The following is an 18820-nucleotide window of genomic DNA, read 5'->3' as shown; positions in this document are numbered from 1 at the left end:
TTCAGTCAACCAGTGAGTTGACCAGCTTTTTTCCTTCGGCTGTGCGAAAAGGATTGTTGTGGTTCTTGAGAAACCTGCGGTATACGGTACATGCCCGGTAGTAGTTTTCCGGCCCCCGCCAGGTTGAGCTGAGGTCACAGCGGTATAGTTCCAGCAGCAATGGAAAAAGCTGGTGGCTCATCAAGGGGGCGCTGCGGTGGGTAGGGAGCCGCTCGAGGGCTCCCGGGATGCTGTGGTAGCGGATCAGCCACATAGTATCGGCGACAATATCATCGGGGTAGTTCATGGCTCTCAATAAGCGTCCTGCGATACCTGCTCCAATATCTGCATGAAGGTGGAAACGGTGCTCCTGGGTCTGTTCGGCATGTGGTTTACCTATATCGTGCATCAGGATTGCCAGTGAAACCCTCAGATCAAAGCTCTTCCTGTATTTCAGTGCTTCCAGTGAATGCTGCCAGACATTTCCTTCGGGATGTTCGCTCTTTCCCTGTTCCTGGTCGTCCAGCATTCCCAGTTCCGGCCAGATTTTTTGTATGAAGCCGGCCTGATGCAGCAAACCCAGGCTGCGGAAGGCCTGTTCACCCGTAACAAGCGATGAGAGCAGGGTTCGCAGGGCATCCGGGCCGGGATTGGTAACGCCTGCATGTGCCGTTATACTCTTCTCGAGTTCACCGGATATAGAAAGCGGAATCCTTGATAGACCGATAGCATGCCGGAAAAAATCTATGTCAGATTCGATTCCGCCTTCAATAACATTCTGTCGTATCCGCTCATATACATTTCCGGTATCGATAAAGCTGTCGGCTTTAAGATCATAGTTCCAGTTGTCAAGATCAGTGTGGCCCGGCCGGGTCTGTGGATCGGGATGTGAATCAAGGCAGCGTATGAGCAGCGTGTGCCCATGAAAGTCGGCAGCTGCCTCATAACCCTCGATCTGGGGATAATACACGGATTCAAAACAGCGGGCAATTTCGACCAGTCCACCGACTATGCTGATGTCTGCAAAGCCTCCGGGAGGGAGTTTGAGGTAATGGCGGATGGCAGAGTGTCCGCTCAGGTATACTGGTACAGGAAGCTGCCTGAGCTGCTGCAGTAAATTCATTGTAACAAAAATACGAATTGCCCCGGGAATTGTCTATGCTGCGGACGAGTTGCTGCGGAGTTTAAGCAGCATGTTCTCGAGGGGATTCAGGGCCGCTGACAAGGCTGGGTCTGGCAAGGGCTTTACTTCTGATCCACAGGATTCAGGAGCTGCTGCTGCATCCGCGCTCTGCTGAAAATCCTCGGGAAAAATTCTGCGGCGCATTGCGTAATCCTTGCTACGCGATTTTTTTACCTGGCAAATCATATCCTCTATAATATTGATTAATTCTTCCCGTTCTCTTCTTTCGAGCTCAGCGGTTGGCTTTTCCGAGAGTTCCCCGAAGCGGATTGCATTCTGATAGGCGCGGACCGCCCGATCAATGTCCTTGGGGTATAAAATGCTGGCGCCTATACCCGGGCAGTCGGCCGGGCTTATAAAATCCTGACCAGGTGTGTAGCGGATATTCATAAGCTCATCGATAGCTTTTTTCATTATATTCCGGATTTCCTCGCGGAATGGAGAGGAATTGATTTTGTGCAGTTTTGCATGAAAGCGTGACTGATACTTGATCCAGTTACGAATGACGGAAAACATATTGCTGTGCAGACTCCATCCGGGAATTATCCGGTTTGCGCCCGGACTGATCGTGCTGAAGTTGGGGTCTGGAATAGTTGCAGGAGGCACCATCAGGGAGAAGGGCATAGTCAACCTCTGTGCAAGCAGGATGGTACCGGTTGCAACGGTGGTGTAGGGTGCTTCGGTGAGGTTGATAGGAAACTGGACAGCACAGTCGAGTCCGAAAAATACACCTTCACCAATTCGGGCCTCGAGATCAGCCATTCTGGTTGAGTGATTCGATCCAACGTTGGCTCCATAACCAATATTGCCGTGGCCGGCACTCCAGTCACTGGCTATCAACAGGCTGTGGTGGTGCTGACCGACAAGAGGGCCGATTATGCTTGCAGTTGCCTCGCCTTGTCCTATTATGCTGCCGGGGCCAATAATGCTGTCGCGGATCAAGGCGCCGTTTTCTGCACCCCCGGTCTCGAGAATTGCACTGCGGTATACACGGGCCTGGGAATTTATTTTACTGCCGGGCTGCAGCACACTGTCGATCACCACGCAGCCACTGCCAATGCTGGCTGGCAGACTTGTGTAACTTCCCTCCAGTACAACGCCGCCAAGCACTGCGCAGCGACGAACCTCACCAGGATTACTGATGCTGCAATCCGGGCCGAGATAAATGCTTGCTGCAGAGTTTGTGTGCATGAGTCGGGCCTTGCTGCTTATAATGTTCATACTGCGAAGGCTCTGTGGAATACGCTCTTTCGGAGAGCTGGTTGGCTGTTTGTCTTCAGCCGCAGTTTCCTGCCAGGACTCAAGCCGCGCACGATGAAGGCTGTCGCGGATCTCGTCCATGGTGTCATCGGCCGTAAGCAGGTAGGGTGTGGGATGCGCTTCATTGAGCAGTTTCATAGGAGTTCCTACACCGAAGGGAAAGGAGTCGTCACCAGCTTCAAGACAGCTGTTGAAAACTACACTGTCAGGCTCCAGAAAACTGTCGGAAATCAGGCTGCAGTTATGTATGCAGCATCCGGAACCTATGAAGCTGTTGTGGATTCGCGAGTTACGGATTCCTTGTGGAATCCCGTTATGTATTCTTGCGTTTTCAGATCCGGAAACAAGCGGGTGCAGCGAATATGTCTTTCCGCTGTCGATCAGCACGGTTCCGGAAAAAACCGTATTGGATACCAGCTCAGGAAGCCATGGATCGCTGACACGTACAGCTGACCAGTCTTCCGAGCTGCAGTTCTGCTGTTCAAGCTCCCGAATTTCTTCAGGAGCAAGAGGGCGGAAAACGGAATCGTTCTGTAAGAAGTCTGCAATATGCTGCAGGTGCTGGGTAAAGAAAAAACCGGATATCATAGTTCACAAGTATATGGCAATAATTTCTGCTACACAACTGCAGAATCGGGTTTTCCAGCTGTACTGGTTCAGCTTCTGTTGCCGCCGAAGATTCTCAGGAAGAACAGAAAAAGATTAATAAAATCCAGATACAGTTTCAGTGCACCCATTATAGATAAACGGGCGTAATCAGCAGCAGAAACGTTTCCGCTGTATTCCTTACTCCACCGGGAAATAATCTGGGTATCATAGGCGGTGAGACCGACAAAAATCAGGACACCTGCGTATGAAATAATCCAGTTCAGGCCGCTGCTGGCCAGAAAGAAGTTCACCAGGCTGGCAATAATCAGTCCCCAGAGTGCCATTATCAGATAATGACCGTATTTTGTGAGGTCTTCCTTGGTGGTCATGGCATATATACTCATACCGGCGAATGTTCCCGCTGTAATAAAAAAAGTCGAGGCAATCGATGTCGCTGTATATGCCAGAAAAATGTAGGAAAAGAGTATTCCGTTCAGGCTGGCATAGGTAAGGAATGCAAGAATAGCAGCCTGCGGACTAATTTTCCTGATTCTGGCTGAGATGTACATGACCAGTCCTACCTGACCAACTGCCAGTAGTATAAATAGCAGTGGGTTTCCGGCAATTGAAAGCACCAGTCCGGATCCGGAGGCGAAAAAAGCAACAAAGCCGGTAATGACCAGGCCGAGGCTCATCCACATATAAACATTGCGTAAAATCGAATTTGCAGGGGCGTATGCCCTGGCTGAGGTTTTTTCGTAAACCATTTGTCTCTCCTGTTGATCCTGTTGTTTCTGAATACAAGATAACAAGACTTGGGGCTGGCGTCTATGATGGTATCGCCTGTCACTCAGAAGCGTGTACAAGCAATGGTCTTTCCGGTATTCTCTTGGTCATGAATGCACCACACATGACTTTTCGCCGGCCTGATGACATGCATCTGCATATCCGTCAGGATGATTTTATGCGCGCAGTTCTGCCGGAAACGGCCCGGGTTTTTTCCCGCGCAATCATAATGCCGAACACCATCCCGGCAATCATAAAGGCTGAGGATGTGACTGCTTATCGTGAGCAGATCCGGGCTGCCTCTGAGGGACTCGACTTCGAGCCGCTCATGACCTTCAAGATAATACCTGGTCTGAAATCAGATGATCTGAATGCCCTGAAATCGGTCGGTGTTACAGCGGGCAAGCTGTATCCTGAGGGAGCAACCACCAATACCGAGGATGGGGTCACGGATGTGCGGGAGATTTATCCGGTCCTTGAGATTATGCAGGAGCTTGGTATCGTCCTCTGTATTCATGGAGAAGATCCCGCAGTATCCTCACTGGAGCGGGAAGAAGCATTTCTGCCGGTACTGCGCAACCTGAGCCGCGATTTCCCCGGTCTGAAAATAGTCATGGAGCATTTGAGTACCAGGGCTGCTGTCGATGCAGTCGCTCAGCTCCCGAATGTTGCCGGAACGCTTACATTGCATCATCTTCTTATTAATATTGATGACATGCTCGGTGGACAGTTTAATCCTCATTATTTCTGTAAACCGATTGTAAAGCACCCCGATGATCAGGCAGCAGTCCGCAGGGCGGCCCTGTCCGGTGATCCATCGTATTTTTTCGGTACCGATTCTGCCCCCCATCCTGCCGCTGCCAAACACAGTCCGGTAATTCCAGCCGGGGTTTTTACTGCTCCGGTGGCCTTCCCGGCACTGCTTGAGTTTTTTGAGGATAATAACAGCCTCCACCTGGTAGAGGATTTCAGCAGCCGCTTCGGAGCAGAATTCTATGGCTTGCCACTGAACAGTGAGCAGGTAATCGTGCAGCGTGAAGATTGGCAGGTTCCCGGTGAAATAGCCGGAGTTGTCCCGTTTTTCGCAGGACGGAATATGCGTTTCCACATTACAAGGAGTTCATAATGGAGTTTATACCTGCAATCGATTTGCTGGACGGGTCCTGTGTCCGTCTCAGGCAGGGTAGTTACAGTGATGTCGACCGCTACGAGCTTGATCCGGTCGAGACCGCGAAGAAATTCGAGGCGGCGGGTGCCAGGCGAATTCATCTGGTAGATCTGAATGCTGCCCGTGGCAGTGATGAGGATGAGAGAAAGGGTAATCGCGCTATAATTGCAGCCGTGACAGCCGCAGTAGGTATTGGTGTCGAGGTCGGCGGCGGGGTGCGCACTGAAGAGGATGTTGCAGAACTTCTTGATGCTGGAGTCTGTCAGGTAGTTGTCGGAACCACGCTTGCGCGAAATCCTGCTAAGGTTGCCGGATGGATCCGCAGATTCGGTCCGGTGGTCCTGGCAGGAATAGATGCTCGTGACGGAATGGTCCAGGTAGCTGGTTGGGAGCAGTCCTCAGGACGTTCGGACATAGAGCTGGCAATTGAAGCGGCGGAAATCGGATGTTCAGGTATAATCTATACCAATATCGCCCGTGACGGAATGATGCAGGGGCCGGATATCGCACGGACAAACGCAATTGCAGCCGCTGCAGGAATTCCGGTGACCCTGTCCGGCGGAATATCCAGTCATGAAGATATACTCGAAGTAAGCAGGCAGGCGCATCCGCTGTTGTCTGCTGTTATCTCCGGCAGGGCGATTTATGAAAATGCCATTAATGTCGAGCAGGTTTTCTCGGATCTTCGAACCCTTAAAAGTGAAACTGCACGGATCTGGAATTTTGAAGGATACTGGAAACCCCGGGAGAACTCCCGGAAACCGGCTGTTATTCTGGATCAGCAGGCAGAAGTACGCTCCGTACTCATTCAGAATCCGAAAGCCAGTGCAAAGAGTATTGAACAGGGTGTAATCTGGCAGCTGCTGCCGGAGAACGGGAGGGTGCTGCCGGCAGAAATCGGTGAACATCAAATAGTATCATCTAAAGATCATGGATCATGTCTCGTATTCAGGGCAGACTTTTCTGCGCCGGCTGAGGGAGAGGTATCTGTTTCAGCCCGGAAAGGCTCAGACCCGGAGGCTTCTTCAAAAAAGGGGCTGCCCGGCAGGAGCGACGAGTCTGATTCTGCAGTCGAATCTATATCTGGAGTCGACACGCAGCAGGTCCTCGGAGACCTTGAGCAGCTGATTATCAAACGCAAAAAAACGATGCCTGAGGGAAGTTATACAAGCCATCTATTTTCAAAAGGCGAAATGAAAATAAAGAAAAAAGCCGGAGAGGAAGCAGTCGAACTACTGCTTGCGGAAACCGACTCCGAAATAATCTCGGAGTCGGCTGATTTTCTGTACCACTGGATGGTGCTTCTGGCGGAGCGCGGTATTCCGCTTTCGGCTGTTATCCGCGAACTTTCGAAGCGATAAAATCTCCCATCTGGGCAGTCCCGATGGTTTTGGTATCTGGAGAAGCGATATCTGCGGTTCGGTATCCTTCTTCAAGTACTGAGCTGATTGCCTGGAAAATCGCATCATAGGCAGCATTATGTCCGAAGCTGTACTTCAGCATCATAGCTGCGGAGAGTATCTGGGCAATTGGATTTGCAATGCCCTTGCCGGCGATGTCAGGAGCTGATCCGCCGGATGGTTCATACAAGCCGAAGGGGATCGCATGTGCATCCTGCGCTGACTGACCGTCAGCAGCAATAGATGCGCTTGGCAGCATTCCTAATGAGCCGGTTATCATTGCTGCTTCGTCCGAGAGAATATCGCCGAAGAGATTCCCACACAGGATTACGTCAAACTGGCTTGGGTTTACAACCAGCTGCATTGCCGCGTTGTCTACATAGAGGTGGCGGAGTTCAACATCAGGATACTCCCTGGCTACCTCAATTACGATTTCACGCCATAGTACTGAGGCATTCAGTACATTTGCCTTATCTATGGAGTGGACCAGCTTGTTCCTTCCCCTGGCGGCTTCAAATGCAACCCGGGCAATTCTTTCGACCTCAGGGCGAGTATATACCATGGTATCGAAGCCGCGATCGGCGTCTTTTCCCTTTGGTTCTCCGAAGTAGATTCCTCCGGTCAGTTCCCTTACAACCAGAATATCCAGCTGTTCACCGATAATCTCCGGCTTGAGTGGGCTTGCGTCTCTGAGCTGCGGGAATATAATTGCGGGTCGGAGATTTGCGTTGAGCTTGAAATGCTTCCTGAGCGGAAGCAGCGCGCCTCTTTCCGGTTGCTCGGCAGGGGGGAGATGATCCCATTTTGGTCCGCCGACAGAGCCAAAGAGTATGGCCTGGCTCTGTTCACAGATTTCTATTGTTGATTTCGGCAGAGCTGAACCTTGTGAATCGATTGCAGCACCTCCCACATCGGCCTGTGTGCGGGTAAACTGGATGTCGAAGCGTGCTTCAACAGCATCCAGGACCTTCAAAGCCTCACTCATAACTTCCGGGCCGATTCCGTCCCCTGGTAAAACGGCGATTCTGTATTTCTGCATTATTTTAGATCCTCCTCAAACTGGGTACAGCTGCTCCATTCGTGCTACTGTACTGCCGACAGATTAAAGGAAGCGTACGGCTCTGACAAGATACTCATGATTTCTCCTTCGAGAGCTCCTCGCAATTTACTTCAGGGGCTGTTCTAATTGCTCTGTTCTGTTATTATCACTTTAATCCCAACATTAATTCGGAGGAAATAATGAATAATACAGATGTTCAATCGATCGCGTTAGCAGTGCGGTCACTGACTATAGACGCAGTTCAGGCTGCTAATTCCGGTCATCCAGGGCTTCCTATGGGCCTTGCCGAGGTAGGATCATTGCTCTACGGAGAGGTTCTACAGTATGAGCCTTCAGCTCCGGACTGGGCAAACAGGGACCGGTTTATACTTTCTGCCGGACATGGATCAATGTTGGTGTATTCGCTGCTGCATCTCTCCGGTTTTGACCTTTCGCTGGACGAGCTCAAAAATTTTCGTCAGGTAGGATCGAAAACACCCGGGCACCCCGAGTGGGGACATACTGTTGGAGTTGAAACTACAACAGGGCCGCTGGGGCAGGGATTTGCGAACGCAGTAGGAATGGCTATTGCTGAAACTATGGCCGCTGCCCGATTCAATACTGTTAAGCACAGCATAGTGGATCACTATACTTATGCAATTGCAGGCGACGGCTGCATGATGGAGGGCGTTACCTCGGAAGCAGCCAGCCTTGCTGCTCACCTGGAACTCGGAAAGCTCATCGTATTCTACGATGACAACAACATTACCATTGACGGAGCTACTGATATTACTTTCACGGAAGATGTCGCTGCCCGCTATGAGGCTTACGGTTGGCAGGTGCTTCATTGTGATGCCTACGATATAGATGGAGTCAGGGCACAGCTGAAAGCTGCAAAAGCCGAGCAGAGCAAGCCGACCCTGATAATTGCAAAATCACTCATTGGGAAGGGTTCTCCAAACAAGGCAGGGACCTCAGGTGTTCATGGCGCTGCTCTCGGTGTGGATGAGGTTGCTGCCAGTAAGCGTGAGCTCGGAATTCCGGCGGATGCACAGTTCTACATCCCGAAGGAAGCACAGGAATTTTTCGCCAGGCGCAAGGCAGAGCTGGCTGATAGCCGTCAGGTATGGGAGTCGATTTTTGCGGAGTGGTCAAAGGAAAATCCTGAACTACGCAAGCAATGGGATGCAGAAAGAAGCGCTGATTTTGCCCCCGTGCCGCAGTTTCCTGAATTCAAGGTTGGCGATTCTATAGCAACACGCAGTGCCGGAGAAAAAGCGCTGAAGGCTGTCAAGGAAGTATATCCGAATCTTGTCGGGGGATCAGCTGATCTGATTGCCTCAAACAAGACCAAGCCTGCAGGTACTCTGGATTATCAGGTGGATCAGCGGCAGGGCACAAACATCAATTATGGTGTCCGTGAACATGCCATGGCCTCGATCTCGAACGGTATCGCGTTGTACGGAGGCTTCCGTAGTTTTTGTGCAACCTTTCTGGTGTTTGCTGATTACATGCGCCCCGCTATTCGTCTTGCGGCAATCATGAAGCTGCCAGCAATCTATGTCTTCACTCATGACTCGATTTTTGTAGGAGAAGACGGCCCTACTCATCAGCCTATCGAGCATTTTGCGTCCCTGAGGATAATTCCAGGACTGCATTTCTACCGCCCTGCCGATGCACTGGAGACAGCTGAACTCTGGCAGATGGCTATGGAGCGGATAGATGGACCCACCGCACTTTCGCTGACCAGACAGAATATTCCTGTATTTGCCAGACACGATTCGAACTGGAAGGAAACAATCAGAAAAGGCGCATACATAGCTTTCGAGCCAGAGGCTGCACCGGATATTGTCCTGGTTGCCAGCGGATCTGAAGTAGCTATGGCCATTGAGGCAGCCAAAATCAGTCCACGAAACGTTCGGGTTGTTTCTATGCCATCCCGTGAACTTTTCCTGGCTCAGTCAGATGATTTCCGTGCTGGTCTCATTCCGGCCGGGCTACGTGTAGTAGTTGCTGAGGCTGGAGTTTCCTCCGGATGGGAGGTTCTTACCGGCGGTCGGAGAGAAGATATATTCGGTATTGATGACTTTGGTCTTTCCGGACCTGCAGAAGATGTCGCTGAGGCTATCGGTTTCACTGCAGCCGGTCTGGCTGCAATACTGTAATGCAGCACTATCGCTCCTGCTAATTAAAAAAGCCTGTCGATTATGGGAATCGGCAGGCTTTTCTTTTAATAAGGCAGTTTGTTCAGGTGAACCCAACTGGCATAATATGATTTTTCTGATTCCTCGTTTTCTTCCGCAGCCCCTGCTTCGGGGATCGGGTAGGCAAGAAATTCATATATTCCACAGTTATCGGTAGGCATGAGTGGAATCCATTCAGGTCTGGCTCCAAAACTGGTTTTTATAAGCCACTGTATAAAGCCGGCATGAGTAATCACAAGAATGTGACGGCGGCCGTCGTTTGCGGCATCGATAATGCTGTTCCAGATGTCCACAGCACGTTCCCACAGCGATGAAATTGGTTCTGCCTGCGGTACGGCTTCCCAGCTCTTTCTACGGAATGCAGCCCACTCAGCAGGCATTTCACGCTCGATTTCCCGAATCGTCATGCCGGTGAATATGCCTGTATCAAGCTCCATAAGACGATCATCCAGAATAGCAGCCGGATACTCGTTGGCAGCTGTTATAATGTCTGCTGTTTCTCTGGTTCTCAAAAGCGGACTGCTCAGAACCAGTTCGATTCCCAGGTCGGACAGATGTTCGGCAGCTGATTTGCTTTGCTGCCTGCCTAATTCCGAGAGTGGGTAGTCTTTCTGACCCTGCAGTATGCCCTGGGAATTCCCTTCACTTTCACCATGGCGTACGATATATACCCGCAGCCGCTTGTTCAGGCGTGAAAAATCAGGTTTTGATTGTGTTGTTAATGCGTATTGCATGAAATTTCCTTTTAAAAATTATAGATGATCTCACTGCTTACTGCATCCTGAAAGAATTTTATGAGAGCAGTGTTAGCAGCGGCATGATAGAAGGTACCGCGGGAATAGCTTTCGAAATTAGGATCACCGGGCCATTGCAGTCCAAACAGGTTAAGAGTACGGTATTGAGGCAAACCATAAACATAAATATAATGCGTGCGCTGCCGGGGACTATTGACCTGGAAGCTCAGACGTTCATCGGAGTAGCTGATTCCGGATATGTCAGCAATAGTGTATATGAAACTTCCCTGTCCAAGCTCATTGTACAGGCTGATCATCTTCGGGTAGGACGGATTGTTATGAATATATGCATACAATGACTCAGGAGAGCGGCTGCCCTCTCTGCCTACAATAGACCCGCCGCTGAGCAGGAGTAATTCCGGTATGAATCCAAGTCCGTCTGATTCTGCGAGAATGGAAGTTACCATGGTTCTCCCGATTCCGGTGATCTGTTCATCGTCACGCAGCTGACCGAGCCGCTGCAGGGCCATGCCTGCTCTGATTGACAGCGCGGCATCAATCTGCCCCGCGGCCGCTTCGAGATAGATGCGGTCATCAATCCGAACCAGCTTTTCGATCAGCATATCGGCAGCAGGCTGCTGACGGCTGATCAGTGGTGTCCGTATTGGTTCAGGAAGGGGAGTCTCTGTCAGTGAATTCTCCAGAAGACCGACCAGTCCGGCAGAGCTGAGAGAGTCTATGCGAATATCGGTCAGATATCCCGGCAAGGCAGAATACAGTTCCGTGCTGCCTCTGAGCAGTACCCATTCCACGAACTGATGATCTCTCAGCAAGCGTGAGTCTCGGGCTGACACTCCTCCGAGCAGTTCCGAGCTGCGGCTGTTATCAGCGTTTTCCATTTCGAGACGCTTGTTGCGCAGGTCCCCGAGGAACAGGGAGCTTGCATAGGTAATCTGTTCGGGATGTCGCGTGGCAGCTGTGCGCATTGCATTGAATGCCGCGGTATAGTCATTTCTCTTCCAGCTTTCTGAAAGGTAAGCCACCATGGCTTCTTCCGTAAATTCGGGGCTGCTGTTCGGTCTTTGCCAGGTGCTGGTTCCTGCGTTATATCTGGTGCTGCTCCAGCCACGGTAAGCTGTGTTTATGTATGATTCAAGCTGTTCCGAGAAAACGGCCTGTGACATGCGGATTGTCTCACTTTCATACCAGGGGAGGACCTCAAGTTCAGTATCATCTTCACTGACTGCCGCAACACGCTCGGTCTTGATGTATCTGATGGTCTGCCGTCCGATTGTGCCCGGCAGGGTCAGGATTCCCCGGTCACTATTCAGTACAGCCCGAGCAGGCAGGGTCAGAAGGAATACATCATCGCCGGTATCAACCGAAATCACTGACATATTATCTGTCTGCTGTACGCTTGAGCCTGACTGCAGCTCCATGGGAATGATGAGCTCGAGAATCGGCTGCAGGGTCTCGGGAATAACAGGGATTATGCGAAGCTCGCTTGAATCCCCGGTCAGGAATTGAATGCTGAGTCCTTCGCTGAATAATACTGTTATTCCATCATCCAGGGTGTTGTATCCGGTAACTTTCAGATTCCGTGTTTCCTGATTCTGATCAATCACACGCACACCGGCTCGATGAGTCAGGGGAAAATGTAATCCCTCATACGCTACCTGCAGCTGAGAGATACCTGATGTGCCGCCAGATGAGACCTGAAGGGTTCCTGTAAGAGAAAGTTGGTCGCTTATATGACCGAAAATATCTGTGTTCTGGAAATGCCACTGCAAAAGTAACGCAATGAAGACCAGATGGAGCAGGGGGAAAATGAATACCCACCCACGAACTTTTTTTGACATAGAGGTAGAATAGCACTTCCATTATCGGTTATCAAGGCGATCAATCGCCTTGTATTCTGTCACTGTTGCATGTAATATGGGTCTACCTATGAAGCAGATACATCGACTGAAAGCCGCTTGTCTGGTCGGCATTACTTATTTCCTGACTCTGTTGCTGTTTTCCTGCGTCAGTACCGCTCCTGAAGAAAGGGTGGCGGAACCTGTTATCGAGGACAAACCTGAAGAGTTGCCCCCACCTGTTCTTGATCCCTATCAAAGTATAAGTCTTTCAATTCAGGCTGGTGATCCAGCTGCAGCTATAGAAGCCTATGAAATGGCTGAACTTGAATCCCCCGATGATCCGGGGACCAGAATTCTGCTGGCCAAGCTCTATGTCATTGCCGGCAGGATTGCTGATGCGGAGAAAATGCTGCTTCAGATCATTGAGGATCATCCGGATGCACTTACTGCGCATTATAATCTGGCTCTTATCAAGAATGCAGCTGGAGACCGTGAGGCGGCGCAGGATCTTCTTGTCCGTGCTGTGCGGAAAGACCCTGGATTTGCGGATGGTCATGCTGCCCTCGGCGAGATTCTGCTTGAAAGAAAATCTCTTGATGCTGCCGAACGGGCATTCACCACAGCAGTGAATCTGGCTTCGGATAATTTTGTTGCCAGAATCGGCCTTGGCAGCACGTATCTGCGGCAGCAGCGCTACGATGAAAGTATTCTCGAATTTACCGAGGCAATTGGAATTCAGGAAGATTATTCATTTGCCTATGTCGATCGTGCCCTGGCTTATGTCGGTGCCGCCAGGCCTGAACTGGCAATAAAGGATCTCACCACTGCAATCAGTCTGCAGCCTGACTATGCCTTCACCTATCTTGACCGCGGCCGTCTGTACGCGCGTACCAATCAGCCCGAGCTTGCCCTGGAAGACTTTCGCCGTGCTCTTGTGCTGCGTCCGGATGACTTTTATATCCGTGCGCAAAAGGCCGACGTGCTGTATGCCCAGGGGCGAAGTGCTGAGGCTTCTGATCAATATGTACAGGTACTCCGGACCCGGAGGGATTATCATCCGGCCTATGTGCCGCTGGCGGTAGTCAGCTTTGAACTCGGGAACTATGATCGCGCTCATCGATTTTTCGATGAAGCCTACCGGAATGATCTGTCCCGGGATAATCTTGCCTTTGCGGCAGCTCTGTCTCTGAAAATAGATGGAAAAGAGATGGAGGGTAGAAACTACATCAATCAAATGAGCAGGCACCTGCCCAGAGACGGAGTTGCTGGTGCGGTTGCCAGGTTCTATCAGAATCCTGGATCTGATCATCTGGCTGTCCGTGAAATGCAGTCCAATCAGGATGAATTTCTGGCTGCTCAGTTTAACCTTTATATGGGGGCTCAATATATGCTGATCGGGGCAGAGGCAAGTGCCTTTACATTTCTGACCCGCGCTGTGGAAACTGAATTCACCGGTCTGCCTGAATACAGGTTGGCCTCTATACTTATGGAGCGCTTGTAATGAGCCGCTTCAGCGAATTGACTGCAGTGCTGGATTCCTCCCGGCCTGTACTTATTCAGGCACATGATTTTCCTGATCATGACGCGGTTGCTGCAGCCTTTGCCCTGGGCGAACTGTTGCGTACCCGGTCATTCAGTCCTGTGCTATGCTACGGTGGGGATATTCAGAGTGACAGCCTTCGCGAGGCAATCGAAAGACTTGGAATCGATATCCAGTCAAGTTATGATCTCAAGCAAAGTAGAGACGATCTGGATGATGCCCAGATTATAATGGTGGACGGCTTTGTCGGTAATTCAAACATGACCGGAATACCAGGAACTGTAGTTGCTGTCGTTGATCATCATGAACCTCCGGTGTCTCCTGATCTGCCTGCCTATGATATACGCCCTGGCTATGGATCCTGTTCAACCATTCTGTATGAATACTTTCATGATGAGGGTATTACTGTCTCCCGGGAGGTTGCTACCGCTCTGCTGCTCGGAATAATGATGGATACAGCATTTATGACTCGGGGGGTTTCTCCCATCGATCTTGAGGCTTTTACTTTTCTGTTTTTCCGAGGAGACTGGCAGGACGCCAGCCGCATGCTCAAGAATTCCCTTTCTTTCCATGACCTTGCTGTTTTCCGTGAAGCGATTAATGAAGTGATCGTTGCCGAGGATTTTGCATTTATACCGATCAAGAAGGAATGTACCCCGGAGGTAATGGCTCTGGTTGCTGACTTCTTTCTTAACATCCGGGAAATTCATTTTGTTGTTGTTCTGCAGCAGGACCGTGAGGATTACCGGCTTTCTGTACGCAGCGAAGATTCCAGAAATCCAGCCGGTGAAGTCATCCGTCTTGCCCTTGAGGGAATAGGCAGCGGCGGTGGGCACGTGCATATGGGAGGAGGAATAATTCCTCTCGAGCTTTTTCCGGGAGAGCAGGGGACACGGCAGCGCTTTCTCAATGCCCTCAATCGCTGAACAGATTAAAAATCAGAATTAAACCAGGAGAAATAATGTTTACAGCAGTACACGAAAGTGACACCCTTACCAGACTGAAATCAGGAGACAGAGAAATCCTTCTGGTCGGCACTGCTCATGTATCCCGTGACAGTGTTGATCAGGTACGTGAAATAATTGCAGAAGAGCGCCCGGATCAAATATGTGTTGAGCTTGATCAGAGCCGTTATCAGTCACTTGCCCAGAAGAACCGATGGCAGAATCTCGATATTGCCCAGGTGCTCAAGCAGAGAAAAGGCTTTCTCCTGCTTGTTAACCTGGTGCTCGGGTCATTTCAGCGCCGGCTCGGCAATGATCTCGGAGTCAGTCCAGGGGAGGAGATGCTGGCCGCGATACAGGCTGCCGAGGAGAGTAATACTCCATTTCATCTCTGTGACCGGGAGATTCAGGTTACCCTCAGCAGGGCCTGGCGGAGTACTGGCCTCTGGGGAAAAAACAAGCTGCTGGCTGCCCTGCTGAGCGCGGGCTTCACCAGCGAAAAGTTCAGCTCCGAGGAAATCGAGAAACTGAAAGAAAAGAGTGAGCTGCATGGCATGATGGAGGAGTTGGCAGAATTTCTGCCCCAGGCCAAGCATGTGCTCATCGATGAGCGGGATCAGTTTCTGGCAACAAAAATTCATCAGGTTTCCGGCAAAAAATTAGTGGCGATTGTAGGTGCTGGTCACGTTCCGGGAATACTGCGCTGGCTGGAGGATCTCGAGAACGGTTCGGCAGCTGCTGGCCTGGAGCAGATCAATATTATTCCACCCAAAAACAAGATTTCGAAACTGTTGCCTTATATTATTCCGGCTTTGGTGGCTGGACTGATAGGGCTGGGATTCTATAGATCGGGTTTCTCCGGTGGAATGAGTGGTCTGTACCGCTGGATACTGGTAAATGGAACCTTGTCCGGAATTGGTGCTGTTCTGGCGCTTGCTCATCCTCTGACAGTTGTCCTGAGTGTTCTGGCGGCACCGATTACCAGCATGAACCCGACTATAGGTGTGGGCATGGTTTCCGGCTTGATAGAGGCAGTGTTCCGTAAGCCGCGGGTGGAAGATTTCGAGAATCTGCTGACGGACGCCGGTTCAGTTAAAGGTTTTTACCGTAACCGGATTACCAGGGTATTGCTGGTATTTATTCTGACTTCAATCGGTAGCTCTATCGGCACATTTATTGCGATTCCGCTGTTGTTTCCTGCAGCGATCGGCTGATCGCTTGATCGGGTGCTCTTTATATGGCGTTTTCTATATGGCGGGCCAGAACAAAGAGAAAGTCTGAAAGTCGGTTGAAGAATCTCTGAATACAGTAGAGATCTTCATACACTATATGCTGCTCCTGCCCGATAAAATGTACTATCCGCCGTTCACAGCGGCGGGTAATGCTGCGGCAGAGATCGATCCAGGCTGAAGCCTCTGATTTTTCACCAGGCAGTATGAATCTCGGTTCTATCCGGGTTTTTTCGGCATACCAGGCCTGCCTTTTTTCTATCCACTCGACATCGCTATCGCTTATGCGTGGGAGCTGGCCGTATAATTCTGATTCACGCCTGGTAGCGATGACTGCCATGGCATGATGCAGCAGCTTCTGGATGTGCTCAAACTCGGAGCCCACACGCTGCTGCAGTCGACCGCGTAACTGATGACGAGCAAGGCCCAGCAGGGAGCTGAGTTCATCTATGTCGCCTATTACTTCAAAATGGATATCGCTTTTTGGCAGGAATTCTCCGCTGTATAATGCGGATTTTCCGCTGTCTCCACCTTTGGTAGTGACAGCGGGCATTTCCTGTCCGCGTTTTGCGGACAGGAAACGAAACAGTCTTGAAAGCATTATGTGCTCTGATCAGAGCTGGATGCGCATGCCGATGCTACCACCGAAGCTGCCGCTCAACAGGCCGTACATAGCGCCGAGGTCAATTTTCAGCATGAACAGATTGATTGAGGCGCCACCGAAGATCCGTGCATCCCAGGCGCCGATCTCCTGCTGTACGCTTATGCCCTGGTCTCCGCTGAACTGAACTGCCGGAAGACCGGGATTCTGCTCGCGTGCTTCATCGTAGGCTGCCTGCAGCTTTTCAACGTCTTCCGGACCGAGGGGAGTATCATCTTCAGATACAACAATTTCTGTTAGAATACCACCGCCGGCGGTGCTTTTGGAGCGGCTCAGGCCGGCACCTATGTAGGGGGTAAAGATCAGTAGGTTGCTGCTGGCCTGAACCTTGAAATCCACGACGGTGCTTGCCCAGTTGAATCCTATGGTAGGATCGCTGAGTGAGAGATCGTAGGTTCTGGTTTGTGTCCAGTCATCCGGATCGGGGAGGCTGACCGAGTCCAGACTTATGTCCTGACCGAATAGCTCGCCGAGACTGATGTTGCCGGAGGTATGGTTGATTCCGGCTCCAACTGAGACCGTTGGCAGTCCGAGACGGCCGCGTATTACGCGGTAACGGATGTCACCACCGACCAGCATGGTGCTGAAATCAACGTCCATCGGCTCATTGATGCTGCTGAATTTGAATCCAATATCGAAGGGCAGAATAAATCCGCCGATACGGGCTTCTATAAGGGCTGCCGGCAATGGAACTCCGACAGATTCGAGAAGGTCGCGCACTTCATCCGGAAAAGCAGCAAGCAGATCCAGATCGCTGCCCTCGGAGAGTTTTCCGAGACTTTGAGAAGCCTTGGTCAGGGCTTCCAGCGGCATGTTGGTGGCACCCAGTGTCACTCCGACTCCGATGTTCGGCGGAACACGCAGCAGCTGTCCAATATGGGCATGTGACCATTGTAGTCCGATCATTGAATAGAAGGGCATTGCTTTAGCGACATCGCCGGCAAATCCTTCAAAACCCTCGACGATGCCGAAGTCTGCAAAAGGATCAGATATTTCGTTCTCCTCAGCAAATAACGGTGTACTGATCAGCAATGCGCAAATCAGGATTGCGGCAAAGCATAGAAGTATATTTTTCATGGCTCAACTCCTTTTTGACAAGTGTATCACTTGAATGTCCGAAAAACCAGCTAAGTGTTCCTCATCAGGCCGACTTTTCTGCGCTGTCCGGCTCAGCTTCCAGTATATAATCTTCAGGAATCACAATTTTCATTGCACCCGGTTTCATTGCGTAGGCTGTCTCCGGAAAACCTTCAGGTTTGCGGCCCCAGATCTGGAACTTCCGCGTATAATCAATCGGGCGGTAGGTCTGTTTGGCCTGCCTCAGTCCGGGGTCACCTACATCCTGTTCACGGTTAATCGTTCTGATTGATTCCGGCAGGCTTCGTACCATTTCACGGAATATGTACTGGTAGATGCCTTTCATCTCATGGTCGCCTTTTTCAACATGGATTACATAGGAGCTGCCGTCTGCAATGCTTTCGCCAAGTGCGAAGGCGGCAGGCTGCCCTTCAATACAGACGACACTTCCGCTCAGCCCCAGCTCGGCAAACAGTTCGACTGCATCCCGGGCTTCGCGGTAATCACCCTCGAGGGCAACCTGGTCTCTCCATATATCGAGTACTCTCAGGGCCGCAGGAACATATTCCTTTTTGAAATCAAGAACATGATGTTCGGGGTAGCTGCGTTCAAAATTGTGAATCAGATTTCTTTTCTTGTGAAACTTCTTTCCGCTGAGTTCGGCCATATCATCGCGGTCGTAGAGGTAGTCATAGTTGTCGCGATCAGCAACAGCCCAGGCAGGCATTTTCTGAATCAGTGTCTCGTACTGGCGCAGATGGCGCTCACTGACAGCACGTATGTAGTCATAATCAGTAAGGAATTTCTGAAAGAGTTGCTCACCCTCGGGGCCGTCCGGCAGACCCTGGGGCAGGATAACAAACCTGAATCCTTTTTTATTGCCCTTGCCGATTATCTTTCCATCCGGGAGGCGGGAGATTTCATAGGAGTATTCATTCCTGAACAGGTATAATCCAGCAAAAGTGAATTCGGAAACACCATCGGGCAGGCTGCTCAGGATCGGGTGCAGTTCAGGACGCATGTCTAAATTTATAGCAGAAAACTCTGGAAATGCTGGAATCGTCATAAGCAGCAAATGTACTCAAGTTTCTCCGTAATGCCAAGGATTTTATGAGCGCTGGATGAAGCTGCGGAGGTCGTTCGTAATAATCCTTCTTTCCGTAGGTAGT

Annotated in this window: 15 protein-coding genes; 6 read left to right on the top strand and 9 right to left on the bottom strand. The window is 50.8% G+C overall.

Annotated elements, in window-relative coordinates; genetic code table 11:
* Position 1 precedes the first annotated feature (1 nt).
* The 3 genes from ACYQ2L_RS04650 to ACYQ2L_RS04640 form a co-directional block, all read right to left on the bottom strand.
* Positions 2-1102 (bottom strand): HD domain-containing protein, encoded by a 1101-nt coding sequence (locus ACYQ2L_RS04650; protein WP_460051664.1) that lies wholly within the window; start codon positions 1100-1102, stop codon positions 2-4.
* A 33-nt stretch (positions 1103-1135) separates the two neighbouring features.
* Complete coding sequence (locus ACYQ2L_RS04645) at positions 1136-3010, bottom strand: DUF4954 family protein (RefSeq protein ID WP_460051661.1); 1875 nt, start codon at positions 3008-3010, stop codon at positions 1136-1138.
* 68 nt (positions 3011-3078) lie between these two features.
* Positions 3079-3777 (bottom strand): Bax inhibitor-1/YccA family protein, encoded by a 699-nt coding sequence (locus ACYQ2L_RS04640; protein ID WP_460051657.1) that lies wholly within the window; start codon positions 3775-3777, stop codon positions 3079-3081.
* A gap of 128 nt (positions 3778-3905) precedes the next feature.
* On the opposite strand from ACYQ2L_RS04640, the gene pyrC reads away from it, so the two are divergent.
* Both pyrC and hisE read left to right on the top strand, forming a co-directional pair.
* Positions 3906-4922, top strand: a complete 1017-nt coding sequence (gene pyrC, locus ACYQ2L_RS04635) for a dihydroorotase (protein ID WP_460051651.1) — start codon at positions 3906-3908, stop codon at positions 4920-4922.
* Complete coding sequence (hisE, locus tag ACYQ2L_RS04630) at positions 4922-6325, top strand: phosphoribosyl-ATP diphosphatase (protein WP_460051648.1); 1404 nt, start codon at positions 4922-4924, stop codon at positions 6323-6325. Before pyrC ends, hisE begins: the two co-directional genes overlap by 1 nt.
* Here the strand turns inward: hisE and leuB are convergent.
* Positions 6300-7403: a 3-isopropylmalate dehydrogenase gene (gene leuB / locus ACYQ2L_RS04625; RefSeq protein WP_460051643.1), complete on the bottom strand. Its 1104-nt coding sequence runs from the start codon at positions 7401-7403 to the stop codon at positions 6300-6302. The genes hisE and leuB overlap by 26 nt on opposite strands.
* A gap of 200 nt (positions 7404-7603) precedes the next feature.
* Between leuB and tkt the strand changes: the two genes are divergently transcribed.
* The gene (gene tkt, locus ACYQ2L_RS04620; protein WP_460051639.1) at positions 7604-9568 is read left to right on the top strand and encodes a transketolase; all 1965 of its coding nucleotides are present in this window, start codon (positions 7604-7606) and stop codon (positions 9566-9568) included.
* 65 nt (positions 9569-9633) lie between these two features.
* On the opposite strand, the gene ACYQ2L_RS04615 is transcribed toward tkt, so the two are convergent.
* Entirely contained in the window at positions 9634-10341 is a 708-nt protein-coding gene (locus ACYQ2L_RS04615; RefSeq protein ID WP_460051636.1) for a histidine phosphatase family protein, read from the bottom strand.
* An 11-nt stretch (positions 10342-10352) separates the two neighbouring features.
* Entirely contained in the window at positions 10353-12200 is a 1848-nt protein-coding gene (locus ACYQ2L_RS04610) for a hypothetical protein (RefSeq protein WP_460051632.1), read from the bottom strand.
* An 88-nt stretch (positions 12201-12288) separates the two neighbouring features.
* Between ACYQ2L_RS04610 and ACYQ2L_RS04605 the strand changes: the two genes are divergently transcribed.
* The 3 genes from ACYQ2L_RS04605 to ACYQ2L_RS04595 are packed head-to-tail and all read left to right on the top strand — an operon-like array spanning position 12289 to position 15898.
* Positions 12289-13701, top strand: coding sequence for a tetratricopeptide repeat protein (locus ACYQ2L_RS04605; RefSeq protein WP_460051627.1), 1413 nt, complete (start codon positions 12289-12291; stop codon positions 13699-13701).
* Positions 13701-14666 carry a DHH family phosphoesterase gene (locus ACYQ2L_RS04600; RefSeq protein ID WP_460051625.1) on the top strand — a complete coding sequence of 322 codons (966 nt, stop codon included), beginning with the start codon at positions 13701-13703 and terminating at the stop codon, positions 14664-14666. The genes ACYQ2L_RS04605 and ACYQ2L_RS04600 overlap by 1 nt, the downstream gene beginning before the upstream one ends.
* A gap of 35 nt (positions 14667-14701) precedes the next feature.
* Positions 14702-15898, top strand: coding sequence for a TraB/GumN family protein (locus ACYQ2L_RS04595; protein WP_460051621.1), 1197 nt, complete (start codon positions 14702-14704; stop codon positions 15896-15898).
* Between the two features lie 19 nt (positions 15899-15917).
* Here the strand turns inward: ACYQ2L_RS04595 and ACYQ2L_RS04590 are convergent, their stop codons facing one another.
* The 3 genes from ACYQ2L_RS04590 to ACYQ2L_RS04580 form a co-directional block, all read right to left on the bottom strand.
* Entirely contained in the window at positions 15918-16514 is a 597-nt protein-coding gene (locus tag ACYQ2L_RS04590; protein WP_460051617.1) for a cob(I)yrinic acid a,c-diamide adenosyltransferase, read from the bottom strand.
* Between the two features lie 12 nt (positions 16515-16526).
* On the bottom strand, positions 16527-17651 hold the full coding sequence (locus ACYQ2L_RS04585) for a hypothetical protein (protein ID WP_460051614.1): 1125 nt from the start codon (positions 17649-17651) through the stop codon (positions 16527-16529).
* Positions 17652-17715: 64 nt separating this feature from the next.
* Positions 17716-18672, bottom strand: a complete 957-nt coding sequence (locus ACYQ2L_RS04580) for a DUF2156 domain-containing protein (RefSeq protein ID WP_460051611.1) — start codon at positions 18670-18672, stop codon at positions 17716-17718.
* Between the last annotated feature and the right edge of the window lie 148 nt (positions 18673-18820).

It is taken from the genome of Spirochaeta dissipatitropha (assembly GCF_054657935.1).
This window is presented reverse-complemented; position numbering and strand designations above follow the sequence as displayed.

Excerpts from the sequence above, each read along its gene's own strand:
- ACYQ2L_RS04615 (WP_460051636.1), bottom strand. The coding sequence starts at position 10,341 with ATGCAATACGCATTAACAACACAATCAAAACCTGATTTTTCACGCCTG.
- leuB (WP_460051643.1), bottom strand. The coding sequence starts at position 7,403 with ATGCAGAAATACAGAATCGCCGTTTTACCAGGGGACGGAATCGGCCCG.
- ACYQ2L_RS04590 (WP_460051617.1), bottom strand. The coding sequence starts at position 16,514 with ATGCTTTCAAGACTGTTTCGTTTCCTGTCCGCAAAACGCGGACAGGAA.
- tkt (WP_460051639.1), top strand. The coding sequence starts at position 7,604 with ATGAATAATACAGATGTTCAATCGATCGCGTTAGCAGTGCGGTCACTG.
- hisE (WP_460051648.1), top strand. The coding sequence starts at position 4,922 with ATGGAGTTTATACCTGCAATCGATTTGCTGGACGGGTCCTGTGTCCGT.
- ACYQ2L_RS04650 (WP_460051664.1), bottom strand. The coding sequence starts at position 1,102 with ATGAATTTACTGCAGCAGCTCAGGCAGCTTCCTGTACCAGTATACCTG.
- ACYQ2L_RS04580 (WP_460051611.1), bottom strand. The coding sequence starts at position 18,672 with ATGCGTCCTGAACTGCACCCGATCCTGAGCAGCCTGCCCGATGGTGTT.
- ACYQ2L_RS04640 (WP_460051657.1), bottom strand. The coding sequence starts at position 3,777 with ATGGTTTACGAAAAAACCTCAGCCAGGGCATACGCCCCTGCAAATTCG.
- ACYQ2L_RS04595 (WP_460051621.1), top strand. The coding sequence starts at position 14,702 with ATGTTTACAGCAGTACACGAAAGTGACACCCTTACCAGACTGAAATCA.
- pyrC (WP_460051651.1), top strand. The coding sequence starts at position 3,906 with ATGAATGCACCACACATGACTTTTCGCCGGCCTGATGACATGCATCTG.
- ACYQ2L_RS04610 (WP_460051632.1), bottom strand. The coding sequence starts at position 12,200 with ATGTCAAAAAAAGTTCGTGGGTGGGTATTCATTTTCCCCCTGCTCCAT.
- ACYQ2L_RS04605 (WP_460051627.1), top strand. The coding sequence starts at position 12,289 with ATGAAGCAGATACATCGACTGAAAGCCGCTTGTCTGGTCGGCATTACT.
- ACYQ2L_RS04600 (WP_460051625.1), top strand. The coding sequence starts at position 13,701 with ATGAGCCGCTTCAGCGAATTGACTGCAGTGCTGGATTCCTCCCGGCCT.
- ACYQ2L_RS04585 (WP_460051614.1), bottom strand. The coding sequence starts at position 17,651 with ATGAAAAATATACTTCTATGCTTTGCCGCAATCCTGATTTGCGCATTG.
- ACYQ2L_RS04645 (WP_460051661.1), bottom strand. The coding sequence starts at position 3,010 with ATGATATCCGGTTTTTTCTTTACCCAGCACCTGCAGCATATTGCAGAC.